Source organism: Solicola gregarius, from assembly GCF_025790165.1.
Taxonomy (GTDB): Bacteria; Actinomycetota; Actinomycetes; order Propionibacteriales; family Nocardioidaceae; genus Solicola; species Solicola gregarius.
On sequence record NZ_CP094970.1, the window covers coordinates 2,482,762 to 2,505,404 of the forward strand.

The 22,643-nt window shown below is 67.2% G+C and carries 18 protein-coding genes; 16 read left to right on the top strand and 2 right to left on the bottom strand.

Annotation, left to right across the window (positions count from 1 at the left end):
- The first annotated feature begins 60 nt into the window (after positions 1-60).
- The 4 genes from L0C25_RS12330 (at position 61) to L0C25_RS23985 (ending at position 6,136) form a co-directional block, all read left to right on the top strand.
- Positions 61-1,980: an Ig-like domain repeat protein gene (locus tag L0C25_RS12330; protein WP_271631943.1), complete on the top strand. Its 1,920-nt coding sequence runs from the start codon at positions 61-63 to the stop codon at positions 1,978-1,980.
- A 137-nt stretch (positions 1,981-2,117) separates the two neighbouring features.
- On the top strand, positions 2,118-4,079 hold the full coding sequence (locus tag L0C25_RS12335) for an Ig-like domain repeat protein (RefSeq protein WP_271631944.1): 1,962 nt from the start codon (positions 2,118-2,120) through the stop codon (positions 4,077-4,079).
- A 78-nt stretch (positions 4,080-4,157) separates the two neighbouring features.
- Positions 4,158-5,933 carry a DUF6801 domain-containing protein gene (locus L0C25_RS12340; protein ID WP_271631945.1) on the top strand — a complete coding sequence of 592 codons (1,776 nt, stop codon included), beginning with the start codon at positions 4,158-4,160 and terminating at the stop codon, positions 5,931-5,933.
- Positions 5,934-5,953: 20 nt separating this feature from the next.
- On the top strand, positions 5,954-6,136 hold the full coding sequence (locus tag L0C25_RS23985; protein ID WP_333908532.1) for a CGNR zinc finger domain-containing protein: 183 nt from the start codon (positions 5,954-5,956) through the stop codon (positions 6,134-6,136).
- A gap of 10 nt (positions 6,137-6,146) precedes the next feature.
- Here L0C25_RS23985 and L0C25_RS12345 read toward each other — a convergent pair whose 3' ends face one another.
- Positions 6,147-7,604: a GuaB1 family IMP dehydrogenase-related protein gene (locus L0C25_RS12345; protein ID WP_271631946.1), complete on the bottom strand. Its 1,458-nt coding sequence runs from the start codon at positions 7,602-7,604 to the stop codon at positions 6,147-6,149.
- Between the two features lie 261 nt (positions 7,605-7,865).
- Between L0C25_RS12345 and L0C25_RS12350 the strand changes: the two genes are divergently transcribed.
- Positions 7,866-8,465: a TIGR03086 family metal-binding protein gene (locus L0C25_RS12350; protein WP_271631947.1), complete on the top strand. Its 600-nt coding sequence runs from the start codon at positions 7,866-7,868 to the stop codon at positions 8,463-8,465.
- A 74-nt stretch (positions 8,466-8,539) separates the two neighbouring features.
- Here the strand turns inward: L0C25_RS12350 and L0C25_RS12355 are convergent, their stop codons facing one another.
- Positions 8,540-9,565: a LacI family DNA-binding transcriptional regulator gene (locus tag L0C25_RS12355; protein ID WP_271631948.1), complete on the bottom strand. Its 1,026-nt coding sequence runs from the start codon at positions 9,563-9,565 to the stop codon at positions 8,540-8,542.
- Between the two features lie 287 nt (positions 9,566-9,852).
- Here L0C25_RS12355 and L0C25_RS12360 point away from each other — a divergent pair, with 287 nt between their 5' ends.
- The 11 genes from L0C25_RS12360 to L0C25_RS12410 all read left to right on the top strand — a co-directional run bounded on the left by L0C25_RS12360 (position 9,853) and on the right by L0C25_RS12410 (position 22,510).
- Positions 9,853-11,406 (top strand): sugar ABC transporter ATP-binding protein, encoded by a 1,554-nt coding sequence (locus tag L0C25_RS12360; protein ID WP_271631949.1) that lies wholly within the window; start codon positions 9,853-9,855, stop codon positions 11,404-11,406.
- Positions 11,403-12,431, top strand: a complete 1,029-nt coding sequence (locus tag L0C25_RS12365; protein ID WP_271631950.1) for an ABC transporter permease — start codon at positions 11,403-11,405, stop codon at positions 12,429-12,431. The genes L0C25_RS12360 and L0C25_RS12365 overlap by 4 nt, the downstream gene beginning before the upstream one ends.
- Complete coding sequence (locus L0C25_RS12370) at positions 12,428-13,534, top strand: ABC transporter permease (protein WP_271631951.1); 1,107 nt, start codon at positions 12,428-12,430, stop codon at positions 13,532-13,534. The genes L0C25_RS12365 and L0C25_RS12370 overlap by 4 nt, the downstream gene beginning before the upstream one ends.
- Before the next feature lie 51 nt (positions 13,535-13,585).
- Complete coding sequence (gene rhaS / locus L0C25_RS12375) at positions 13,586-14,617, top strand: rhamnose ABC transporter substrate-binding protein (RefSeq protein ID WP_271631952.1); 1,032 nt, start codon at positions 13,586-13,588, stop codon at positions 14,615-14,617.
- A gap of 116 nt (positions 14,618-14,733) precedes the next feature.
- Positions 14,734-15,906 (top strand): L-rhamnose isomerase, encoded by a 1,173-nt coding sequence (gene rhaI, locus L0C25_RS12380; RefSeq protein ID WP_271631953.1) that lies wholly within the window; start codon positions 14,734-14,736, stop codon positions 15,904-15,906.
- The gene (locus L0C25_RS12385; RefSeq protein WP_271631954.1) at positions 15,906-17,954 is read left to right on the top strand and encodes a bifunctional aldolase/short-chain dehydrogenase; all 2,049 of its coding nucleotides are present in this window, start codon (positions 15,906-15,908) and stop codon (positions 17,952-17,954) included. Before rhaI ends, L0C25_RS12385 begins: the two co-directional genes overlap by 1 nt.
- The gene (locus L0C25_RS12390) at positions 17,951-19,441 is read left to right on the top strand and encodes a rhamnulokinase (protein WP_271631955.1); all 1,491 of its coding nucleotides are present in this window, start codon (positions 17,951-17,953) and stop codon (positions 19,439-19,441) included. Before L0C25_RS12385 ends, L0C25_RS12390 begins: the two co-directional genes overlap by 4 nt.
- A 1-nt stretch (position 19,442) precedes the next feature.
- On the top strand, positions 19,443-20,192 hold the full coding sequence (locus tag L0C25_RS12395) for a (Fe-S)-binding protein (RefSeq protein WP_271631956.1): 750 nt from the start codon (positions 19,443-19,445) through the stop codon (positions 20,190-20,192).
- 228 nt (positions 20,193-20,420) lie between these two features.
- The gene (locus L0C25_RS12400; RefSeq protein ID WP_271631957.1) at positions 20,421-21,674 is read left to right on the top strand and encodes a lactate utilization protein B; all 1,254 of its coding nucleotides are present in this window, start codon (positions 20,421-20,423) and stop codon (positions 21,672-21,674) included.
- A complete protein-coding gene (locus tag L0C25_RS12405) occupies positions 21,667-22,302 on the top strand; it encodes a LutC/YkgG family protein (RefSeq protein WP_271631958.1) in 636 nt (211 codons plus the stop codon). Before L0C25_RS12400 ends, L0C25_RS12405 begins: the two co-directional genes overlap by 8 nt.
- The gene (locus L0C25_RS12410; RefSeq protein WP_271631959.1) at positions 22,292-22,510 is read left to right on the top strand and encodes a LuxR C-terminal-related transcriptional regulator; all 219 of its coding nucleotides are present in this window, start codon (positions 22,292-22,294) and stop codon (positions 22,508-22,510) included. The genes L0C25_RS12405 and L0C25_RS12410 overlap by 11 nt, the downstream gene beginning before the upstream one ends.
- Positions 22,511-22,643 lie beyond the last annotated feature (133 nt).

Genomic DNA, 22,643 nt, shown 5'->3' on the forward strand with positions numbered 1-22,643 from the left:
AGCGTGCGCATTCGAATGCGTACATCACATCGGATAAGACGCGGCCTGTTGGCTTGCGCAATGGCCGCGGCACTCGTCGTCGGCTCCACGGCGATCACCACCTCGGCGGCGAACGCGGCACCAGAGCCGCCGGTCGCCTCGGATGTCACTTACGAGGGACCGGTCTACCGACAAGCTCCCTACAGCGAGGGCACGTTCGATGTCGAGCTAGACGCTACTGGGGGCAACGGCGCACTCACGTATCAGGTCGTGGACCAGCCGACGAGCGGCGGTGCGTCGGCAGGTACGGCGACCATCGAGGGAAACGTGGCGACGGTGAAGGTCTCCGGCACAGCACAGCTCGGAGCCGCATCGTTCACGTACAAAGCGGTCGACGCCGACAGCGCCGAGAGCAACGTGGCGACGGTGTCGTTCGACATCGCCAACATCCAACCGTTGACGCGCGACCTGAAGTTCTCGACCGAGCAGGACACGCCGTTGGACATCTGGCCGTACGCGCGTGACGCCGAGGACCAGGGCCCGTTCATCTGGAACTCGCGCGGCGGAACCGAGATCACATACGGCGATCCCGCGCACGGCGAGGTGACGCCGTTCTTCTCCGAGGAACAGGGCGACTTCCCCGAGTTCGTCGCGGTCGGGCACAAGGCGATCTACGTGCCCGATTCCGGGTACACCGGTGAGGACTCGTTCACCTACACGCTCACGGACAAGGACGGCGACTCGAGCACCACGACGATCACGGTGAACGTCACCGAGCCGGCGCCGACCGCGCGCGGTGAGGTCAACGACATTCGCTACCGGTGTGTGTTCCACGTCAAGACGAATGAGGACGGCCAGGTCGACCCGGACGGTGAGTACGACGAGAACGTCACGAACCTGATCACGCGGGTGATGGGTGGTGCCGTGGCGTTCCGGATCGATGTCCGGGCGAAGGCGCCGAAGACGCTGGCCCCGGGTGAGAAGTTCACGGTGCCGAAGCAGGAGATCGACCTGAAGATGCCGCAGGGCATGGCGGAACTCCTCGCGGGCGACGACATTGTGGACAACCCACCGCTGGAGAATGCAGGGTTCGGTCAGACGGCCGTCGGTGGCCAGGCGACGTCGGATGTGCACTTCACCGAGACCGCGACGGGCAACGAGTACGACGTTCCGTTGACGGGGCTGAAGTCGAAGATGATGCCGATGTCGCTTCCGGTGCCGTCTGCTGGGGTCACGATCCCTGTCAAGGGCGGGCTGCCGGAGCTGACGGCTCCGCAGTCGGGCAAGCTCGTGGTGTCGATGCCGCAGCAGTTCGACATCGACTCCATCCTCGAACCCGGCGTGCTCGGGGGCGTGATCAAGTTTGTCGGACTGCGTTGTAACGCGTTCGAGGGTGAGGACCTCAAGCTCGTCAGTTCCAAGGTGGTCGAGCAGGCGGCGACGACCACGACGGCCACGGCACCGAAGGTCGCGTACGGGCAGCCGGCGAAGGTCAACGTGAACGTGTCGGACAAGGCGGCCGGCAAGGTTGCGGTCTTCAAGGGCAAGAAGCGCCTCGGCGGCGCGAAGCTGAAGAGCGGAAAGGCGACCATCAAGCTCGACCGCACCGCGCTGAAGCCGGGCAAGCACAGGCTGCAGGTGAAGTTCGCCGGCAGCACGAGGTTCAAGGCGTCGAAGGCGAAGACGACGCTGCGGGTGACCAAGGCCAAGGCGACCGTTCGCGCGACGAACGTCGGGCCGAAGAAGGTCGTGGCGAAGAAGACTCGTGCGAAGGTGCGCATCAACGTTAAGGCGGCCGGTCTGAAGCCTGGTGGCAAGGTGACGGTCCGCTCGGGCGGGAAGGTCATCGGCAAGGGCCAGGTGCGCAAGGGCACATTGACCTTGCGGGTGCAGAAGTTCGCCACGCCCGGCAAGAAGAAGCTGGTCGTCAAGTACGCCGGCAGTTCCACCATCAAGGCGGGCTCCGACCGCCTGAGAATCCGCGTCGTCAAGCGGCGCTGACAAGTGCCGGTGGGTGCGGCCGGACGGTCCGCACCCACCGGCCCCGTCGGCGGCTCGGACAGTCGGCGCGCAGTTCGAGGTTCGAGGGGATGGCACCCGGCTCATTCCCGCGTCTTGAAGGGAGCGTTCACCTACCTATGGGTGCATCACAACGTTTACGGCACGGCCTGACGGCCTGCGGCACTGCCGCGGCGCTGGTCGTCGGCTCGACGACACTTACCGCCCCGGCCGCGAGCGCGGCGCCGGATGTCCCTGTCGCCCAGGACATCGATCATCCGGGTCCGGTGTACCGGACAACTGCGTACGTGACCGACGGCGACCAAACGGTAGACCTGCAGTCGACCGGAGGAGACGGCGAGATCTCCTATCAGATTGTCGATCCGCCGATGGTCGACGGACAGGCCGTGGGCACGGTCAAGATCGACGGAGGTGTCGCGACGATCACTCCCTACAACGCTGCGCCGCCGGGACCGCTCACCTTCACGTACAAGGCAGTTGACGCAGACGGCGACGAGAGCAATGTCGCGACCGTTGGCTTCGACGTGATCAACGTCGATCCCATCACCCGCGATCTGGACTTCCAGACCGAGCAGGACACCCCGCTCGACCTCTGGCCGTTCGCCCGCGATGCCGAAACCGGCCCCTTCATCTGGAACTACGCCGATTCACGAGTCACCTACGGCGAACCGACGCACGGCACGATCGAGCCGTTCTTCACCGAGGATGACGACCTGCCGGAGTTCGCCGGGGTAGGGCACAAGGCGATCTACGTGCCCGATGACGGGTACACCGGTGAGGACTCCTTCAGCTACACGATGAGCGACGAGGACGGGGTGAAGAGCACCCACACAATCACCGTTGACGTCGCCGAGCCGGCTGAGCCGCAGCGCGGCGTGATCAATGACCTGCGATTCCGCTGTGCGTTCAATGTCAAGACGAATGAGCAGGGGCAGGCCGATCCGGACGGCGAGTACGACGAGGCGGCGACGAAGCTCATCTCCCGTGTCATGGGCGGGGACGTGGCGTTCCGGATCGATGTCCGGGCAAAGGCGCCGAAGACGCTGGCCCCGGGTGAGAAATACACCGTGCCCGATCAGCAGATCGACCTGAAGATGCCGCAGGGCATGGTCGAACTGCTCGCGGGCGACGACCTCACCGTGCCGGGAGCATCGCTCGAGCGGGTCGGATTCGGGCAGACCGCCGTCGGCGGCCAGTCGACCGCGTCTGCGCACTTCACCGAGACTGCGACGGGCGAGGAGTACGACGTAGCCATGTCGGGCCTCAAATCGCCGATGAGGCCCATATCGCTCCCGGTGCCGTCCGACGGGGTCACGATCCCTGTCGAGGGCGCTCTACCGGAGTTGACCGCTCCGCAGTCGGGCAAGGTCGTCGTGTCGATGCCGGAGGAGTTCTTCATCGACTCCATCCTCGAGCCCGGCGTGCTCGGGGGCGTGATCAAGTACGTAGGACTACGCTGCTACGCCTTCCCCGGCCAGGACCTGAAGATCATCAGCTCCAGGGTGGTCGTGCAGGCGGCGACGACCACGACCGCCACCTCGCCGAAGGTCGCGTACGGGCGGCCGGCGAAGGTCAATGTGAAGGTGTCGGACAAGGCGGCCGGCAAGGTGTCGGTGTTCAAGGGCAAGAAGCGCCTTGGCTCCGCGAAGCTGGCAAAGGGCAAGGCGACTGTGAAGCTCGGTCGTACCGCTCTGAAGCCGGGCAAGCACAAGCTGCAGGTGAAGTTCGCCGGCAGCACGAGGTTCAAGGCGTCGAAGGCGACGACGACGCTGCGGGTGGCCAAGGCCAGGTCGACCGTGCGTGCGGCGAAGGTCGGGCCGAAGAAGGTCGTGGCGAAGAAGACTCGTGCGAAGGTGCGGGTCAACGTACGCGCAGCGGGTCTGAAGCCTGGTGGCAAGGTGACGATCCGCTCCGGCGGAAAGGTCATCGGCAAGGGCCAGGTGCGCAAGGGCGCACTGACCCTGCGGGTGCAGAAGTTCGCCAGGCCCGGCAAGAAGACGCTGGTCGTCAAGTACGCGGGCAACGCGACCGTGAAGGGGGATGCAGGCCGGCTGACAATCCGCGTCGTCAAGCGACGCTGACACGTGCCGGTGGGTGCGGCCGGACGGTCCGCACCCACCTGCTCCATTCATTCGAGCGCTTACACACAGGGGAGAACCATGCAGCGAACAGAACTCCGCACGCGCGTGCGACGCGCGTGTACGACGTCGCTCGCCGCGACGATGGTCGCGGGGGCGGTGGGCCTGGTGGCCGTCACGTCGGCGCCGTCGGCGTCGGCCGCGGACGTACCGTTGGACAAAGACTTCATGTACAGATGCGAGGTCGTCGCCGGTGGTCTGAACATCGGGACGTACGGAATCAGCATCAACGCCAAGGTGTCCGTGCCGGCGAGCGTTGCGCCGGGTGACACGGTGCCGCCTCGCAAGACTCAGATCACGCTCTCGATGCCGGAGCAATTGCGCGATGCGACGGTCAAGATGCTGAAGGGCGACGCGGCTTCCGGCTTCTCCAAGAACGCGACCGTCGATCTGACGATCAACGGGAAGGTTCAGAGGCTGCCGATCGCGAACCTGGCCTCGCCGAAGCTGGACGTACCTCAGCAAGCAGGCGAGCCGTGGATCATTCCGACCGAGGGTGACGTGCCCGCGATCGACGTGCCGGACAACGCGACGGGCGTCATCGACATGGCGATGCCCAAGGCGTTCGACGTCACGGCAACCGTGTATCGCTCACCCGATCTCGGCGATCTTCCGGCCACGATGGACTGCATCGGTCCGAAGAATCGCAAGCTCGGCTCGATCGCCGTGGAGAAGACGGTCGACGAGTCGTACCAGTACACCTGTCATGTCATCGCGGGCGATCCGGACAACCCGCTCGACCTCGGCGACAAGACGGTCGGCGTACGCTCGCAGTTCATGGTTCCCTCGGCGGTCAACGCAGGGACGCCGATCGGGGAACGCGAAGCCCAGCTCACGCTGACCCTTCCGGAGGACCTCCGTGCAGCCACGACGGATCTGCTGAAGGGCGTCACTGCCGGCGGCACGTCCGACGATGCGGCGATCGGTGTCACGATCGGCGACGAGACGAAGCAGGTCCCGATCGAAGGTCTGTCCGCGCCGCAGACGGCGATCCCGGCCACCGTCGATGAGCCGTGGCTCGTACCCACGACGGGTCAGGTGCCGGCGATCGGCGTGCCGAAGAGTGCGACGGGCAAGGCGGCCATCACCATGCCCGACGGGTTCTCGGTGCAGGCGACGGTGATGACAGCGGAAGACCAGTCCATTCCCGTTTCGATGGACTGCGTACTGCCCGACGGTGCCGATGCGTCGCTCACCAGCGTGCGGATCATCAAGGCGCCGACACCGCCGGCGAAGACACGTACGTCTGCTTCGGCGCCCAAGGTTGCGTATGGGCAGCTGGCCAAGGTGAAGGTCAAGGTCTCACCGAAGGCCGCAGGCAAGGTTCGCGTGTTCAAGGGCAAGCGCGCTCTGGGTACGGCGAAGCTGAACAAGTCGAGTCGCGCGACCGTCGCGCTCGGCAAGAAGAAGCTGATGCCGGGGCAGCACAAGCTGCAGGTTCGCTACCTCGGGAACGCGAAGTTCAAGCCGTCGAAGCAGACGACGAAGCTGCGCGTGACCAAGGCGAAGGCCAAGGTGAACGCCAACCTCACGACCAAGAAGGTGGTCGCGAAGAAGACCCACGCCCGCGTGCGCGTGACAGTGAAGTCGCCGGCCCTCAAGCCGGGCGGCAAGGTGCGAGCACTCGTCGGCAAGAAGGTCGTCGGCAAGGCCATGGTCCGCAAGGGCAGGGCCGTGCTGAAGCTGAAGCCGTTCGCCAAGGCAGGGGTGAAGAAGGTCAAGATCCGCTATGCGGGTACGAAGGTCGTCAAGACCGGATCCGACCGGATCAAGATCCGGGTGGTGAAGCGCCGCTAGTTCGCTTCGTCCGCCCAACGGTGAGCCGGACGTCTCAGTACCCCCTCGCTGAGACGTCCGGCTCAGGCGGCTGCCAGTCGCCCACCTGCGACGGGATGTTCGTCGACACGAGCCGGGCCGGACGCCGCCGCTATTGCATGCCGGAGCTGTGTGGCAACCGGGCGAACGTCGTCAACGTCCGCGCGTGCCAGTCGAGTCGGTAGCGCCGCGGCGTCACCAGCTCGCGTGCAGCGGGCGACCCTCCTCGTAACCGGCCGAGCTCTGCAGCCCGATCACGGCACGGTCATGGAACTCACCGATCGTCGCCGCACCGGCGTAGGTGAACGCCGAACGTACTCCGGCCGTGATCGTGTCGACCAGGTCTTCGACGCCGGGACGCTGTGGGTCGAGGTACATCCGCGACGAGCTGATGCCCTCCTCGAACAACGCCATCCTGGCGCGCGCGAAACCGGCGGCGTCGCGCGTACGGTTCGATACCGCACGCGCCGAGGCCATCCCGAATGACTCCTTGTACGCGCGACCGTCGGATCCGAACTTGAGGTCGCCCGGGCTCTCGTGCGTGCCCGCGAACCACGACCCGATCATCACGTTCGCCGCGCCCGCGGCGAGCGCCAGGGCGACATCGCGCGGGTAGCGAACGCCGCCGTCGGCCCAGACCGTCGCGCCCGCCTGACGGGCGGCATCGGCACACTCGAGGACGGCCGAGAACTGCGGCCGGCCGACGCCGGTCATCATCCGGGTCGTGCACATCGCGCCGGGCCCGACGCCCACCTTGACGATGTCGGCTCCGACCGACGCGAGGTCGCTCACGCCAGCTGCGGAGACGACGTTGCCGGCGGCGATCGGGATGCGGCGGCCATGCTGGTCTGCGTACTCGTCGCGTACTTCGCGTACGAGTGCGAGCGCCTCGACCATCTTGTCCTGATGGCCGTGTGCGGTGTCAACGACGAGTACGTCGACCCCGATCTCGACGAGCTCGATCGCCTTCTGGCGTACATCGCCGTTGATGCCGATGGCGGCTCCGACGACGAGTTCACCCGCTGCGCTCAATGCCGGCTGGTAGATCGTCGCGCGAAGCGCGCCGGCCTTCGTCATCACGCCGAGCAGGTCGTCGCCGTCGAGCACGGGTGCGAGCGTCACGTGATGCTCGGACAGCATGGCGAACATAGTCTGGACATCGTGCTCCGCGGGCAGTGTCAGCATCTCGGTGGTCATCACCTCGTGCACCTGGGCGAAACGGTCGACACCCTCGCCGTCGCGTTCGGCCATCACGCCGACCGCCTTGCCGTCCTGCACCACGACCGCCGCTCCGTGCGAGCGCTTCGGCATCAGCGACAACGCCTCACCCACGGTGGTGTGCGGGTCGACCGTCACCGGCGTCTCGTAAACCGAGTGGGCGGCCTTGACACGTCGCACGGCGTTTCCGACCACGTCGAGCGGGATGTCTTGCGGCAGGATCGCGATGCCACCGCGACGCGCGACCGTCTCGGCCATCCGGCGGCCGGAGACCGCGGTCATATTGGAGACCACGAGCGGGATCGTGGTGCCGATGCCGTCCGGAGTCGCCAGGTCGACGTCGAAGCGGGACGTGACGGCGGAGCGGCTCGGCACCATGAACACGTCGTTGTACGTGAGGTCGTGCCGCGGTTGCAGATCGTTCAGGAATCGCACCCCATGAGCCTACCGTCGCCCGGATTGGGCGTGCCCCGTGCGCGTACCGAACCTAGTGCCCTGCGTTCGAAGTACCTCGACGTCTTTCGCCGCCCAGGCGGCGCCCCGCGGCGTTCTCGTCGTCGGAAATAGTCCCCCGGCGCTAGAGCGCCGGGAGGTGCCCCCACAAGCTATGACATTCCTCCTCGGCCTTGCGGATGCATCCACCTGGACGACGCCTTCCGTAAAGCCACTTCGAACGCAGGACACTAAAGTGGGCCCATGAGCACGCCCACCTCGCCTCGAGATCGGATGCCGGCAGCGGCCGAGCGGTTCACGGCGACGCTGCACGCCGTTGGTGCGGACCGCTGGGATGCGCCGACTCCGTGCAGCGACTGGGACGTACGCGCACTGGTGCGGCATGTGACGTCCGAGCAGCTCTGGGCGCCGCACCTGCTTCGGGGCGAGATGCTCGAACAGGTGGGTGATCGCTACGACGGCGACGTACTCGGTGACGATCCGATCGGTGTGTGGGATGCGGCGATTGCGGGGGCGCTCGAGGCATGGCTGGTGCCCGCATCGGACGACATGTTCGTGCACGTCTCGGTCGGGCAGATCTCCGTACGCGAGTACGCCGCGCAGATGCTCGTCGACCTGACCGTGCACTGCTGGGACCTCGCCCGAGGTGCGGGTCAAGCTGTCGAGCTCGACCCCGATGCGGTCGCTGCCTCCCTCGCGTACACCGAACCCCGCGCCAGGCACGGTGGCATGGACAGCATGTTCGCGCGGCCCGTACCGATCGACTCCGCCGACCCGATCGATCGCCTGCTCGCGCTCACCGGCCGCGACCCGGCGTGGCGCGTTCCACCCGCCCACAACTAGGCGCCGAGGTACGGATTCCCGCCAATAGGCGATCGCCTATTGGCGGGAATCCGTACCTCGGCGAGAACCGCGGCTCAGAATCCGGTCGAGGCGCGGGCGACGAGCTCCGGGGTGAAGTTCAGCTGCCGATGGGGCTGGTCGGCGTCGTTCGCCTCGTCGAGCAGCAGCTCTGCGGCGGCGCGTCCGAGTGCGGCGCGTGGCTGTCGTACCGACGTCAGCGGTACGGCGGCGGCCGCGGCGAAGTCGATGTCGTCGAACCCGACGATCGCGAGATCCTCCGGTACGCGCCAACCCGTCAAGATGGCGTGCTGTAGCAGGCCGAGTGCGACCAGGTCGTTGGCGCAGAATGCCGCAGTGGGGCGGCGCCTCCGCGGCATCCCGGCGAGCCGCTCGCCGGCCGCCCGCCCGTCGGCGAAGCCGAGCGCGGAGGTGGTGATCTCCACGAGGGCGTCCTCGCCCGCACCCGCCTCCTCGCATGCCATCCGGGCGCCGTCGTGCCGGTCGCGGACCTGCCCCAGCGTCTTGGGCCCGCCGATGTACGCGATCGAGGAATGTCCGAGGTCGAGCAGATGCTCGACGGCGAGCCGTCCGCCGTCGACGTCGTCGGCGGCGGCGGTCGAGAACGCGTCGTCGCCGCGGGTGCGGTCGACGATGACGAGCGGCGTCGTACGGGCGATCTCGTCGAGCAGCGGCGAGGTCGGCTCGACCGGCGTGATCAGGATGCCGTGTACCTGCTGCTGCTGGAGGTGCCGCAGATGCCGCTGCTCGCGCTCGGCATCGTTGCGACTCGCGCACAGGATGACGGACAGGTCGCGCTCGTGCGCGACGTCCTCGATGCCTTGCGCGACGTCGGTGAAGAACGGGTTGGCGACGTCGAGCATCACGTACGCGACGGTGCGGCTGTGGCCGGCGCGCAGCTGGCGGGCCGACTCGTTGCGGATGAACCCGAGCTGAGCCATCGCGTCCTCGACCCGGGCACGCGTCGTCTCGCTCACCCGATCCGGTCGGTTGAGCACGTTGGAGACGGTGCCGAGTGAGACGCCCGCGGCGGCCGCGACGTCCTTGATGGACGCCTTGCGTTGAATCGGTTGCATGGCCATCGCGAAGTCCCTCCCGCTGCGAAGTATGACTGAAACGTAGCCAAACCGTACGTCACACGGCGATCTTTGGCGATCTTCGTACGCGGGCCGCCGCGCGGCGACCTGCCGGCCGGCGCCTGGGTGATCGCGCCTGGAATCAGGCACTACGAGTCACAGACTCGTAACGTTCGATCGAAGGGTTGACGCTGTGAGCGCCGTCACCTAGGGTCGATTGAAACCTTTCACACGATGGCCATGAGCGCGCAACGCCGATGCGATGCGCGTGAGGTACGAGCTGGGAGTCGGCGATGACGAACGAGGCGAGAGCCACGCTGGTCCTGCGCGACGTCGCGAAGTCGTTCGGGGCGGTCGCCGCACTCCGCTCGGCGACGTTGGTGGTGCACCCGGGCACGATCCACGCGCTCGTCGGCGAGAACGGCGCGGGCAAGTCCACCCTGGTCAAGATCGTGGCGGGTGTCCACCGGCGTGACGGTGGCGAGTTCAGGTTCCAGGGCGACGATGTCGACTTCGACTCGACCGCGGAGTCGAAGGCCGCCGGAATCGCGGTCATCTACCAGGAGCCGACGCTGTTCCCCGATCTGTCGGTGACCGAGAACATCTTCATGGGCCGGATGCCGCACGGACGCTGGCGTCGCATCGACCGGCACGCGATGGTCGCGGAGGCAGAGGCGATCTTCGCGCGGCTCGGCGTCGACATCGATCCGCGGCGTCCCGCCCAGGGCCTGTCGATCGCCGACCAGCAGATCATCGAGATCGCCAAGGCCATCTCGCTCGACGCGTCGCTGCTGATCATGGACGAGCCGACGGCGGCCCTGTCCGGCGTCGAGGTCGATCGTCTCTTCGCGGTTGCGAGAAGCCTGCGCGACGAAGGGCGGGCGCTCGTCTTCATCAGTCACCGGTTCGACGAGGTCTTCGAGCTGTGCGACACGGTCACGGTGCTGCGCGACGGCGCGTACATCGACACCCTCGCCGTCGACGAGACCAGCGCGGACGAAATGGTCGCGCTGATGGTCGGTCGTGAGGTGGGCGACCTCTACCCCAAGACTCCTGCGGAGTTCGGCGACGTCGTACTCGACGTTTCGGAGCTGAGCTCCCGAGGCGTGTTCCGAGACGTCAGCTTCCAGGTACGCGCCGGAGAGATCGTCGGGCTCGCGGGTCTTGTCGGCGCGGGACGCAGCGAGATCGCGCGTGCGGTTTTCGGCATCGACTCGTACGACAGCGGGCGGGTGCGCCTGGCCGGCAAGGATGTGCCGCGGTCGAATCCCCGGTCGGCCATCGCGGCCGGCATGGCACTCGTGCCCGAGGATCGTCGCCAACAGGGCCTTGTGACCGAGAGCTCGGTGACCCGCAACATCGCCGGGGTGATCCGGCGCCAGTTCGCGCGGGCCGGTGTGCTGACGACCGGTATGGAGAACACTGCGGCTCGCCCGTGGGCTTCGAAGCTCGAGGTGAAGACCGGCGCGCTCGACATGGCGGCGACCACGATGAGCGGCGGCAACCAGCAGAAGGTCGTCATCGCCAAGTGGCTGGCGACCGAGCCGACCCTGCTGATCATCGACGAACCGACCCGCGGCATCGACGTGGGTACGAAGGCCGAGGTGCACCGGCTGCTGTCGGAGCTCGCCGGTCAGGGCATGGCGATCCTGATGATCTCGTCGGAGCTGCCGGAGGTGCTCGGGATGGCCGACCGGGTCGTCGTGGTGTGCGAGGGCGAGATCACGGCCGAGATCGACCGGTCGGACGCGACTCCGGAGAATGTCATGCACGCCGCCACCCATGTGCACGGCCACGAGGCCGGTGCCAGCACGACGGACTCGTTGCAGGAAGGCGCCCGCGCATGAGCGAGACCCTCGTCAAGCCGTCGGAGGCATCACCGTTGCAGCGCGCGGTCGGCGGCGCATTGCGCTCGCGCGAGATCGCGGTGTTCGCCGTGCTCGTGGTGCTGATCGTGGTCGCAACGGTCAAGAGCAACAGCTTCCTGTTCGGCGGAGACGGCTGGCGGGACCTCCTCGTCACGCCGGCGATCCTGCTGGTGCTGGCCGCGGGACAGACGATGGTGATCGTCACCCGCAACGTCGACCTGTCGGTCGGCTCGACGCTGGGCCTCACCGCGTACCTCACCGGTCGGCTGTTCGTCGACCAGCCGAGTCTGCCGATCGTCGTGGTGTTCCTGATCGGCATCGCCTTCGGCGGCCTGCTCGGACTCGTGAACGGCATTCTGGTCGCCGGGTTCCGCGTGCCGGCGCTGGTCATCACACTCGGCACCCTCTACATCTACCGCGGCGTGTTCCTGGAGTGGGCCGGCAGCGACCGGATCAACCCGTCCGACATGCCCAGTGGGTTCCTGAGCCTCGGTACGAAGCAGATTCTCACCATCCCCGTTCTGACGATCATCGCGTTGCTCGTGATTGCGGCCGTCGGCTACTACCTCCACACCGCGCGCGGCGGACGCGAGATGTACGCGATCGGTTCCGACCCGGACGCCGCGACCCTGTACGGCCTCGCAGTGACCAAGCGGGTGGTCTGGGCGTTCGTCATCTGCGGCGCCCTCGCCGGGCTTGCCGGGGTGTTCTACGCCGCGCGCTACGGCACGATCAGCTCGGGCGCCGGCCGCAACCTCGAGCTCGAGGCGGTCGCCGCGGCGGTGATCGGGGGTGTCGCCATCTTCGGTGGCAGCGGCACGGTTTGGGGCGCGGCGATCGGCGCGTTCCTGCTCGTCACGATCGACCGGGTGCTCCCGATCCTCGGCATCCCCGACTTCTGGCAACGCGCGGTCGTCGGAGCGCTGATCATCGGCGCCATCGTGCTCGACCGGGTGCTCTCGGCAAGACAGGAACGAGCGTTGATCGAGGCGAGGGACCGATGAGCATGACCACGATCGACGAAGCGGTAAACGAGCGTACGTACGCCGACTACTCGCGACCCTTGCTGTGGCGCGTCTTCATGACCCGCGAGTTCGCGATCATCGCGCTGCTCGTCCTGGTGTACTTCTACGCGTACGGCAACGTTGCGAACTTCGACGGCCCGCTGACGCTGTACTACCTGTTCCTCGACATGGCGCCGATCATGCTGATCGCGCTGCCGATGACACTCGTCATCATCACCGGCGAGATCGACCTGTCGGTGGCCAGCATCATGGGTCTCACCAGCGTGATGCTCGGCATCGGGTACCACGACTTCGGGCTGTCGATGCCGCTTGCGATCGTCCTCGCGCTCGTCGTCGGCACGGTCTGTGGTGCGATCAACGGCTTCCTGGTCGCGTACGTCGGTCTCCCCTCGCTCGCGGTGACGATCGGCAGCATGGCGCTGTTCCGCGGCATCGCCGTCGGACTCCTCGGTACGGAGGCGATCACCGACTTCGACGAGAAGTGGACCGATCTCGCGACCCAGCGAATCGGCGGAGACAGCAGCTATCCGGTGATCCTCATCGCGTTCGTCGTTCTTGCGATCGCGTTCGCGATCCTGCTGCACTTCTCGACGTTCGGGCGCGGGGTCTACGAGATCGGCCTGAACGACCAGACCGCGAGGTTCACCGGCGTCAAGGTCGAGCGGACGAAGTTCTGTCTCTTCCTCCTCGCCGGTGTTGTCTCCGGGTTCGCCGGCATCTTCTACACCCTGCGGTACGGCAGCGCGCGCGGCGACAACGCGGAGTTCTATGAACTGCAGGTGATCGCGGCCGTGCTGCTGGGTGGGGTGTCCATCTTCGGCGGCAGGGGCGCCTTGCACGGCGTGATCGCGGGCGTTCTGCTGATCGGCGTCGTGTCGAGCGCCCTTCGGCTGGAGAACGTGTCGACCAACATCACCAACATCGTGATCGGCGGGCTGCTCGTGCTGTCCGTCATCTCCGGGAGCGTCCTGTCGTCGGTATCGAACCTGCGACAGCGTCGCGCGGCGCGGGCGAGGGCGCCAGTCAAGGCCTCACATCGATCGGGCCAGCCCGACGACGGTGAGAAGGCTGCCAGCGAGTAACCAACGCGGATCCCAATAACGCGGAGTCCATCAAAGGAAAGGCAACAAACCATGAAGATCTCGAATCGGCCCCTCGCCGCGTTCGCCGGACTGGCGTTGGCAGCGAGCATCGGGCTCACCGCGTGCGGTGGCGACGACGACGGAGGCTCGGGCGGCAGCGGCGGTGACGGAGGTGGCGACATCACCTTCCTGCCGAAGAACCTCGGCAACCCGTACTTCGACGCCAGCACCACGGGAGGCGAGAAGGCGGCCGACGAGTTCGGCGGGTCGATCGAAGAGGTCGGGCCGGACCAGGCGACCCCGGACTCCCAGGTGTCGTTCATCAACACCGCTGCCCAGCAGGGCGTCGGTGCACTGGTCGTTTCCGCCAACGACCCGACCGCGATCTGCGACGCACTGAACGAGGCACGCGACGCCGGGGTGAAGGTGGTCACCTTCGACTCCGACACCGATCCCGAGTGCCGCGACGTCTTCGTGAGCCAGGCCGACGCCGAGGGAATTGCCAAGAAGCAGGTCGAGCTGATCGCCGAGCAGATCGGCGAGTCGGGTGAGATCGCGATCCTGTCGGCCGCCGCGAACGCGACGAACCAGAACGAGTGGATCAAGCTGATGGAGGAGGACCTCGCGGCGAACTACCCGGACATCGAGCTGGTCGACACCGTCTACGGCGACGACGACGACCAGAAGTCGTTCGACCAGACCGCGGCCCTGCTTTCGAAGCACCCGAACCTCAAGGGCATCGTCTCGCCCACCACGGTCGGCATCGCGGCCGCGGCCCGGTATCTGTCGACGTCGGAGTACAAGGGCAAGGTCGCACTGACCGGGCTCGGAACGCCCAACCAGATGCGCGAGTTCGTCAAGGACGGCACGGTCACCGAGTTCGCACTGTGGAACCCCGAGGACCTCGGCTACCTGGCCGCCTACACCGCGAACGCCCTGATCGAGGGTGACATCAGCGGCGAAGAGGGCGACTCGTTCGAGGCGGGCGACCTGGGTTCGTACAAGGTCGGGGCCGACAACGTCGTCGTACTCGGTGAGCCGTTCGTGTTCAGCAAGAAGAACATCGACGACTTCGACTTCTAGGCAATGTCTGCGTCGTACGCGGGAACGGGGAGCGAGATGCGCTACTCCCCCTTCCTGCGCGACGACGGCAGGTTGGGCCGCGTCCCCGAACACCATCGATCCGAAGAGAAATGACCATGACGAGTTTTACGCAGATCGCCCCACTCCTCGAGGGCCAGGCGATCGAGGTTCCGTCGTGGGCGTACGGCAACTCGGGCACCCGCTTCAAGGTGTTCGGCTCACCGGGCACCCCACGTACCGTCGAGGAGAAGGTCGCGGATGCGGCCACCGTGCACCGTTTCACCGGCCTTGCTCCTGCTGTCTCGTTGCACATCCCGTGGGATCTTGTCGACGACTACACCGCGCTGCGTGCGTACGCCGGAGAGCTCGGTGTCTCGATCGGCACGATCAACTCGAACACGTTCCAGGACGACGACTACAAGCTCGGTGCGCTCACCCATGTCGACCGTAAGGTGCGGCAGAAGGCGATCGACCACCACTTCGAGTGCATCGACGTGATGAATGCGACCGGCTCGCGTGATCTGAAGATCTGGCTGGCCGAGGGCAGCAACTATCCGGGCCAGGGCGATATTCGCGGTCGGCAGGACCGCCTCGCGCAGAGTCTGCAGACGATCTACGCGCGGCTGTCCGATGACCAGCGGCTGGTGCTGGAGTACAAGTTCTTCGAGCCCGCCTTCTACCACACCGATGTGCCGGACTGGGGCACGTCGTACACGCAGGTGGCCGCCCTCGGCGACCGCGCGATGGTGTGCTTGGACACCGGGCATCACGCGCCGGGCACCAACGTCGAGTTCATCGTCGCGCAGCTACTGCGGCTGGGGAAGCTCGGTTCGTTCGACTTCAACAGCAGGTTCTACGCGGACGACGACCTGATCGTCGGCGCTGCCGACCCCTTCCAGCTGTTCCGGATCATCTTCGAGGTGATTCGCGGTGGCGGGTACGCGCCGTCGAACCCGGACAGCGAGGTCGCGTTCATGCTCGACCAGTGCCACAACATCGAGGACAAGATCCCCGGCCAGATCCGGTCGGTGCTCAATGTCCAGGAGATGACGGCGCGTGCGCTGCTCGTCGACCGCGATGCGCTCACCGCGGCACAGGAGTCCGGTGACGTGCTCGGCGCCAACGGGATCTTCATGGACGCCTTCTACACCGACGTACGCCCGGACCTCGCCGCCTGGCGGGAGACGCGCGGGCTGCCCGCGGACCCGATGCGGGCGTACGCCGAGAGCGGCTACCAGCAACAGATCGAGGCGGACCGCGTCGGCGGTACGCAGGCAGGGTGGAACTGATGAGCATTGCGGCGGAGCTGATCGCCCGCTCGAATCGGCTCGGCGCGGATCCGAAGAACACCAACTACGCCGGTGGCAACACGTCGGCCAAGGGCACTGAGACCGACCCGGTCACCGGCGAGCCCGTGGAGCTGCTGTGGGTCAAGGGATCTGGAGGTGACCTCGGCACGCTGAAGGAGGCCGGGCTCGCGGTGCTGCGGCTGGACCGCATGCGCTCCCTGGTCGACGTCTACCCCGGTGTCGAGCGCGAGGACGAGATGGTCGCGGCGTTCGACTACTGCCTGCACGGCAAGGGTGGCGCGGCACCGTCGATCGACACGGCCATGCACGGCCTCGTCGACGCCCCGCACGTCGACCACCTCCACCCCGACTCGGGCATCGCGGTCGCGACGTCCGCAGACGGCGAAGAGCTCACCACGAAGATCTTCGGCGACCGGGTCGTCTGGGTTCCGTGGCGGCGACCGGGGTTCCAGCTCGGGCTCGACATCGCGGAGATCAAGGCGAAGAGCCCCGACGCGATCGGCTGCATCCTCGGCGGACACGGCATCACGGCATGGGGTGGCACCAGCGAGGAGGCGGAGCGCAACTCGCTCTGGATCATCGACACCGCGGCGGCGTACATCTCCGAGAACTCCAAGGCCGAACCGTTCGGGTCGGCGCTCGAGGGGTACGCGCCGTTGCCGGAGGCCGAACGTCGTGCACGAGCAGCGGCTCTCGCGCCGACGGTCCGCGGTCTGGCATCGACCGACTCGTTCGCCGACACCGGCCGCGGCATGGTCGGCCATTTCGACGACTCCTCCGTGGTGCTTGACTTCCTGGCATCGTCGGAGCACCCACGCCTCGCGGCGCTCGGTACGTCGTGCCCCGATCACTTCCTGCGTACGAAGGTGCGCCCGCTCGTGCTCGACCTACCGCCGACCTCGACGGTGGAGGAGTCGATCGATCGGCTCAAGGAGCTCGCCGCGTCGTACCGCGAGGACTACCAGGGCTACTACGACCGGCACGCCACGCCGGACTCGCCCGCGATCCGGGGCGCCGATCCGCTGATCGTGCTCGTGCCCGGCGTCGGCATGTTCAGCTACGGCAAGGACAAGCAGACTGCACGCGTCGCAGGTGAGTTCTACGTCAACGCGATCAACGTGATGCGCGGAGCGGAGGGCCTGTCGACGTACCAGCCGATCGACGAGAGCGAGAAGTTCCGGATCGAGTACTGGGCGCTTGAGGAGGCGAAGCTGCAACGTATGCCGAACCCGAAGCCGCTGGCCGGGCGCATCGCACTCGTCACCGGAGCGGCCAGTGGCATCGGCAAGGCGACCGCTGCGAAGCTCGCCGCCGAGGGCGCCTGCGTTGTCATCGGTGACCTCGACCTGCAGAAGGCGGAGGACGCGGCCGACGAGATCGGCGGCCCGGACGCGGCGGTCGGCCAAGCCGTCGATGTGAGCAACGAGGCCGCGGTGCAGGCCATGGTCGATGCTGCTGTACTTGCGTTCGGTGGCGTCGATCTCGTCGTCAACAACGCGGGTCTGTCGCTGTCCAAGTCGCTGCTCGATACGACCGAGGCCGACTGGGACCTCCAGCACGCCGTGATGGCCAAGGGCTCCTTCCTGGTATCGAAGGCCGCGGCACGGGTGTTGATCGAGCAGCAGCTGGGCGGCGACGTCGTCTACATCTCGAGCAAGAACTCGATCTTCGCCGGGCCCAACAACATCGCGTACGCGGCGACGAAGGCCGACCAGGCCCATCAGGTACGCCTGCTGGCGGCCGAGCTCGGCGGCCACGGTGTGAAGGTGAACGGGGTCAACCCCGACGGTGTCGTGCAAGGGTCTGGCATCTTCGCCGGTGGGTGGGGTGCCCAACGCGCCGCCGTGTACGGGGTCGATGAGAAGGACCTCGGCAAGTTCTACGCACAGCGCACCATCCTCAAGCGTGAGGTGTTGCCCGAGCACATCGCCAACGCGGTATTCGTCCTCTGCGGGCCCGAGCTGACCCACACAACCGGTTTGCACGTGCCGGTTGACGCGGGAGTGGCGGCGGCCTTCCTGCGATGAGGTCCACCGACAGACGAGTCGCCGCCATCGACCTGGGCGCCACGAGTGGCCGGGTCATGGCGGGTGTCGTCGGACCGGATCGGCTGGAGCTGGACGAGGCGCACCGCTTCGCCAACGGCGGCGTGCGGATCGGCGACTCGTTGCACTGGGACGTGCTGGGCATCTACCGCGAGTCGCTCGCGGGACTGCGTACGATCGCAGGCGTTGGACCGTTGCACGGCATCGGCATCGACTCGTGGGCCATCGACTACGGACTGCTCGATCGTGCGGGCACCCTTCTCGGCAACCCTTATACGTATCGTGATCCCCGCACGGCCGGAGTTGCCGAGCGAGTGGCGGAGTCCCTCGATTCCGGGGAGCTCTACGCGGTCACCGGGCTGCAACGGCTGCCTTTCAACACCATCTATCAGCTGGTCGCCGAGGCCGGGTCGGCGAGGCGCGAACTGGCGAAGACGCTGCTGCTGTTGCCCGATCTGTTGGCGTACTGGCTGACCGGCGAGGTCGGCGCGGAGCGTACGAACGCGTCGACGACCGGACTGTACGATGCGCGGGCGCGGGAGTGGGCGAAGGACGTCGCGATCCGGATCGGCCTGCCGGCCGATTTGTTGCCGCCCTTGCGCGACGCTGGGTCCGAGATCGGCGCGCTTCGCCCTACCGTCGCTACAGACCTGGGTGTTTCCGACGCCGTGCCGGTCATCGCGGTCGGCTCGCACGACACGGCATCGGCGGTCGTCGCGGTGCCGACGGCGACCGAGTCGTTCGCGTACATCTCGTCGGGGACCTGGTCGCTCGTGGGTTTGGAGCTCGATCGGCCCGTGCTGACCGGAGCCGCGCGGGTCGCCGACTTCACCAACGAGGGTGGCGTCGACGGCACCATTCGCTTTCTGAAGAACGTGATGGGGCTGTGGGTCCTCGCGGAGTGCGTACGATCGTGGGATGAGCGCGCAGTACCCGGCACCGATCTGGCGTCCCTGCTCGACGCTGCGAGCCGAGTCGACGGGCTGCGTACGGTCGTCGATATCAACGACGCTTCGCTGCTGGCCCCGAGCACCTCGACAGATCCCATGCCGGACAGAATCCTGGCGCTCGCGCGATCGACCGGTGAGCCGTCGCCCGAGTCGCCGGCACAGGTCGCTCGCTGCGTACTCGACAGCCTTGCCCTGGCGTACGTACGTCATCTGCGCACAGCGGCCGAGCTCTCCGGCCGTGGATTCGACGTCGTGCACGTCGTCGGCGGTGGCTCCCAGAACGCACTGCTGTGCCAGCTCACCGCGGATGCACTGGGCGTACCGGTCCTCGCCGGTCCGACGGAGGCCGCGGCGATCGGCAACGTGTTGGTGCAGGCGCGCACGCTCGGTGTCGATCTTCCCGACCTTGCGGCGATGCGAGCACTCGTGCGTCGCACCCACGCCGTACGCAGACACGACCCGCGTTCCGGACTCGACTGGGACTCCGCGCAGGTACGCGTGACCGGGGGTGGTGGGTGACATGCGGGTTGCGCTGATGGCGACATGCGTCAACGACGCGATGTTTCCCGAGACGCCGAAGGCAGTGCTGCGCCTGCTGCGAAGGCTCGGTATCGACGTCGACTTTCCCGAGGCCCAGACCTGTTGCGGGCAGCCGATGGTCAACACCGGCTACCTCGACGAGGCAGTGCCGGCCGTGCGCACGTACGTCGACGCATTTGCCGGCTACGACGCGATCGTGACGCCGTCGGGGTCGTGCGCGGGATCTGCGCGGCATCAGCACACGCTCGTTGCCAGACGCTCGGGCGACCCCGCACTCGAGCGCGCTGTCGAGCAGACGTCGCCGCGTACGTACGAGCTGAGCGAGTTCCTCGTCGATGTGGTGGGTGTTGCCGACGTGGGTGCGTACTTCCCGCACCGGGTGACGTACCACCCGACCTGCCACTCGCTGCGAATGCTCGGCGTCGGCGACCGGCCGTACCAGCTGCTGCGGGCCGTACGCGGACTCACCCTGGTGGATCTGCCGGCGGCCAGCGAGTGTTGCGGCTTCGGCGGTACGTTCGCGATGAAGAACGCCGACACCTCGGTCGCCATGGGCGCCGACAAGGCGCGACACGTACGCGACACGAGTGCGGAGGTTCTCGTCGCCGGCGACAACTCATGCCTGATGCACATCGGCGGCCTGCTGTCGCGCGAACGCAGCGGCGTACGGGTCATGCATCTCGCCGAGATCCTTGCGCAGACCGAGGACGAGCCGGCGGTGCGTATATGACCTCGACGTTCGTCGGTATGCCCGCCTTCCCGACAGCCGCGCGCGAGGCGCTCGGCGATACACAGCTGCGGCACAACCTTGCGCACGCGACGCACACGATCCGCGACAAGCGTGCGCGGGTGGTCGGCGAGCTCGACGACTGGGAAGGCCTGAGGCTTGCCGGCGCGGCGGTCAAGGACCGTGCGCTGCACGGACTCGACGACAACCTGGTCGCGCTCGAAGCGGGCGTTGACCGCACGTGGGGCGGTGGTGCACTGGGCGCGCGACGCGGCCGATGCCAACCGCGTGATCGTCGATGTCGCGCGTACGCACGCCGTCGACGAGGTGGTCAAGGTCAAGTCGATGGTCACCCAGGAGATCGACCTCAACGGCGCGCTGGCAGACGCCGGGATCGCGGCGTGGGAGACCGACCTGGCGGAGCTGATCGTGCAGCTCGGCGACGACCTTCCGAGCCACATCCTGGTGCCGGCGATCCATCGAAACCGGGCAGAGATCCGTGAGATCTTCCTGCGCCGGATGCACGAGGTCGGTCGTCCGGCGCCGACGGAGCTCACCGACGAGCCGGTGGTGCTGGCCGCTGCCGCACGCGAGCACTTGCGGGAGAAGTTCCTCCGTGCGCGGATGGCGGTGTCCGGTGCGAACTTCGCGGTTGCGGACACCGGGACCCTCGTGGTGGTCGAGTCCGAGGGCAACGGGCGGATGTGTCTCACCCTGCCCGAGGTGCTGGTCTCGGTCGTCGGTATCGAGAAGGTCGTACCGACGTTCGCCGAGCTCGACTCGTTGCTCCGGCTGCTGCCGCGGTCGTCGACCGGTGAGCGGATGAACCCCTACACCTCGATGTGGACCGGCGTGACGCCCGGTGACGGCCCGCAGGAAGTCCATGTGGTGTTGCTCGACAACGGGCGTACACGCGCGCTCGCCGACGAGGTGGGGCGGCAGGCGCTGCGATGCATCCGCTGCTCGGCATGCCTGAATGTCTGCCCGGTGTACGAGCGGGTGGGCGGGCACGCGTACGGCTCGGTGTATCCGGGGCCGATCGGTGCGATCCTCAACCCGCTGCTCAAGGGCACGGGCGATCCACAGACCGATTCGCTGCCGTACGCATCGTCCTTGTGTGGCGCGTGTTTCGAGGTGTGCCCGGTGCGGATCGACATACCTGAGGTGCTGGTGCATCTGCGCACCCAGGTCGTCGACGCGCGACGAGACGACTCGGTGCCGAAACCCGAGGCGGTCGCGATGCGCGCCGCAGGCTACGCCTTCGGCAATGCTCGCCGGCTGCGTTGGGCGGAGCGCGTTTCGGGGCTTGCCGGTCGTGCGCTCACGAGGTTCGGCCGGTCGCGGCTACCGGGTGGCCGTGCCGCCGCCGGGAGGCTTCCCGGCCCGGGTGCCGCCTGGACCGGTGCACGTGACCTGCCCGCACCTCCTCGTGAGTCGTTCCGCGCGTGGTGGCGGCGTACGAAGGGCGGTCGCGTCGATGAGTGATGCACGCAGCGAGATTCTTTCTCGGGTACGCGATGCGCTGGCCGACGTCGACCCTGCCGCCCTCCCGGTTGAGTCACCGCCTGGCGCGGCACCGACCGACGTACTCACCCGGTTCGCCGAGCGGGTCGCGGACTATCGCGCCGAGGTGGTGCGCTGCTCGCCCGACGAGGTTGCTGCGCGCGTGGCCGACTCGCTGGTGGAGGGTTCGCGGGTCGTCGTACCGCCGGGGCTGGACGTCGATGTTGCGAACGCCTTCGTCGACGAGGGCCTCAGCGCCGCCGAGCTCGACCGCGTCGATGCCGTGGTGACCGCCTGCCGGCTCGGCATCGCGGAGACCGGGACGATCGTGCTCGACCACGAGGCCGATCAGGGGCGCCGCGCGATCACCTTGGTGCCCGATCGGCACATCTGTGTCGTACGCGCCGAGCAGGTCGTCGCGGACGTACCCGATGCGATGCCTCGGCTCGACCCGGGCCGGCCGCTCACCTGGATCAGCGGTCCCAGCGCGACGAGCGACATCGAGCTCGAGCGGGTCGAAGGCGTGCACGGCCCGCGTACCCTCATCGTCGTACTCGTCGATGGCAACCAATCGACCTCGACGTCGGTCGGCGATCGAGATGGGTCCTGACCAGCAGACCGGGGTCTGGCGGCCCACGGATCTCGATCTCACGATCCTTCGGATGCTGTCGCGTGGCCACACCATCGAGTACGTCGCGCGACAGGTCGCGCTGTCGGAACGTACGGTTCGGCGACGGCTCCGTACGATCGCCGACGACCTCGGGGTCGACTCGTCGATCGAGGCGATCGTGCACGCGGTGCGGGCCGGTCTCATCTGAGCCCTCTGATCATTCGCAAGTGGCGCAGATCTGTTGCCGAGCCACCGGCGGGTAACGTACTTGCGCCACTCGCGGCACAACGGACAGCGCGGCCGGCGCCCTCACCTGGATGAAACGTTGCTACTGGTTTCAG

Coding starts and splice junctions, on each gene's coding strand:
- L0C25_RS12350 (WP_271631947.1), top strand. CDS start 7,866: ATGAGCACGCCCACCTCGCCTCGAGATCGGATGCCGGCAGCGGCCGAG.
- L0C25_RS12370 (WP_271631951.1), top strand. CDS start 12,428: ATGAGCATGACCACGATCGACGAAGCGGTAAACGAGCGTACGTACGCC.
- L0C25_RS12410 (WP_271631959.1), top strand. CDS start 22,292: ATGGGTCCTGACCAGCAGACCGGGGTCTGGCGGCCCACGGATCTCGAT.
- L0C25_RS12335 (WP_271631944.1), top strand. CDS start 2,118: ATGGGTGCATCACAACGTTTACGGCACGGCCTGACGGCCTGCGGCACT.
- L0C25_RS12330 (WP_271631943.1), top strand. CDS start 61: ATGGCCGCGGCACTCGTCGTCGGCTCCACGGCGATCACCACCTCGGCG.
- L0C25_RS12385 (WP_271631954.1), top strand. CDS start 15,906: ATGAGCATTGCGGCGGAGCTGATCGCCCGCTCGAATCGGCTCGGCGCG.
- L0C25_RS12390 (WP_271631955.1), top strand. CDS start 17,951: ATGAGGTCCACCGACAGACGAGTCGCCGCCATCGACCTGGGCGCCACG.
- rhaI (WP_271631953.1), top strand. CDS start 14,734: ATGACGAGTTTTACGCAGATCGCCCCACTCCTCGAGGGCCAGGCGATC.
- L0C25_RS12355 (WP_271631948.1), bottom strand. CDS start 9,565: ATGGCCATGCAACCGATTCAACGCAAGGCGTCCATCAAGGACGTCGCG.
- L0C25_RS12365 (WP_271631950.1), top strand. CDS start 11,403: ATGAGCGAGACCCTCGTCAAGCCGTCGGAGGCATCACCGTTGCAGCGC.
- L0C25_RS12405 (WP_271631958.1), top strand. CDS start 21,667: ATGAGTGATGCACGCAGCGAGATTCTTTCTCGGGTACGCGATGCGCTG.
- rhaS (WP_271631952.1), top strand. CDS start 13,586: ATGAAGATCTCGAATCGGCCCCTCGCCGCGTTCGCCGGACTGGCGTTG.
- L0C25_RS12360 (WP_271631949.1), top strand. CDS start 9,853: ATGACGAACGAGGCGAGAGCCACGCTGGTCCTGCGCGACGTCGCGAAG.
- L0C25_RS12340 (WP_271631945.1), top strand. CDS start 4,158: ATGCAGCGAACAGAACTCCGCACGCGCGTGCGACGCGCGTGTACGACG.
- L0C25_RS12395 (WP_271631956.1), top strand. CDS start 19,443: ATGCGGGTTGCGCTGATGGCGACATGCGTCAACGACGCGATGTTTCCC.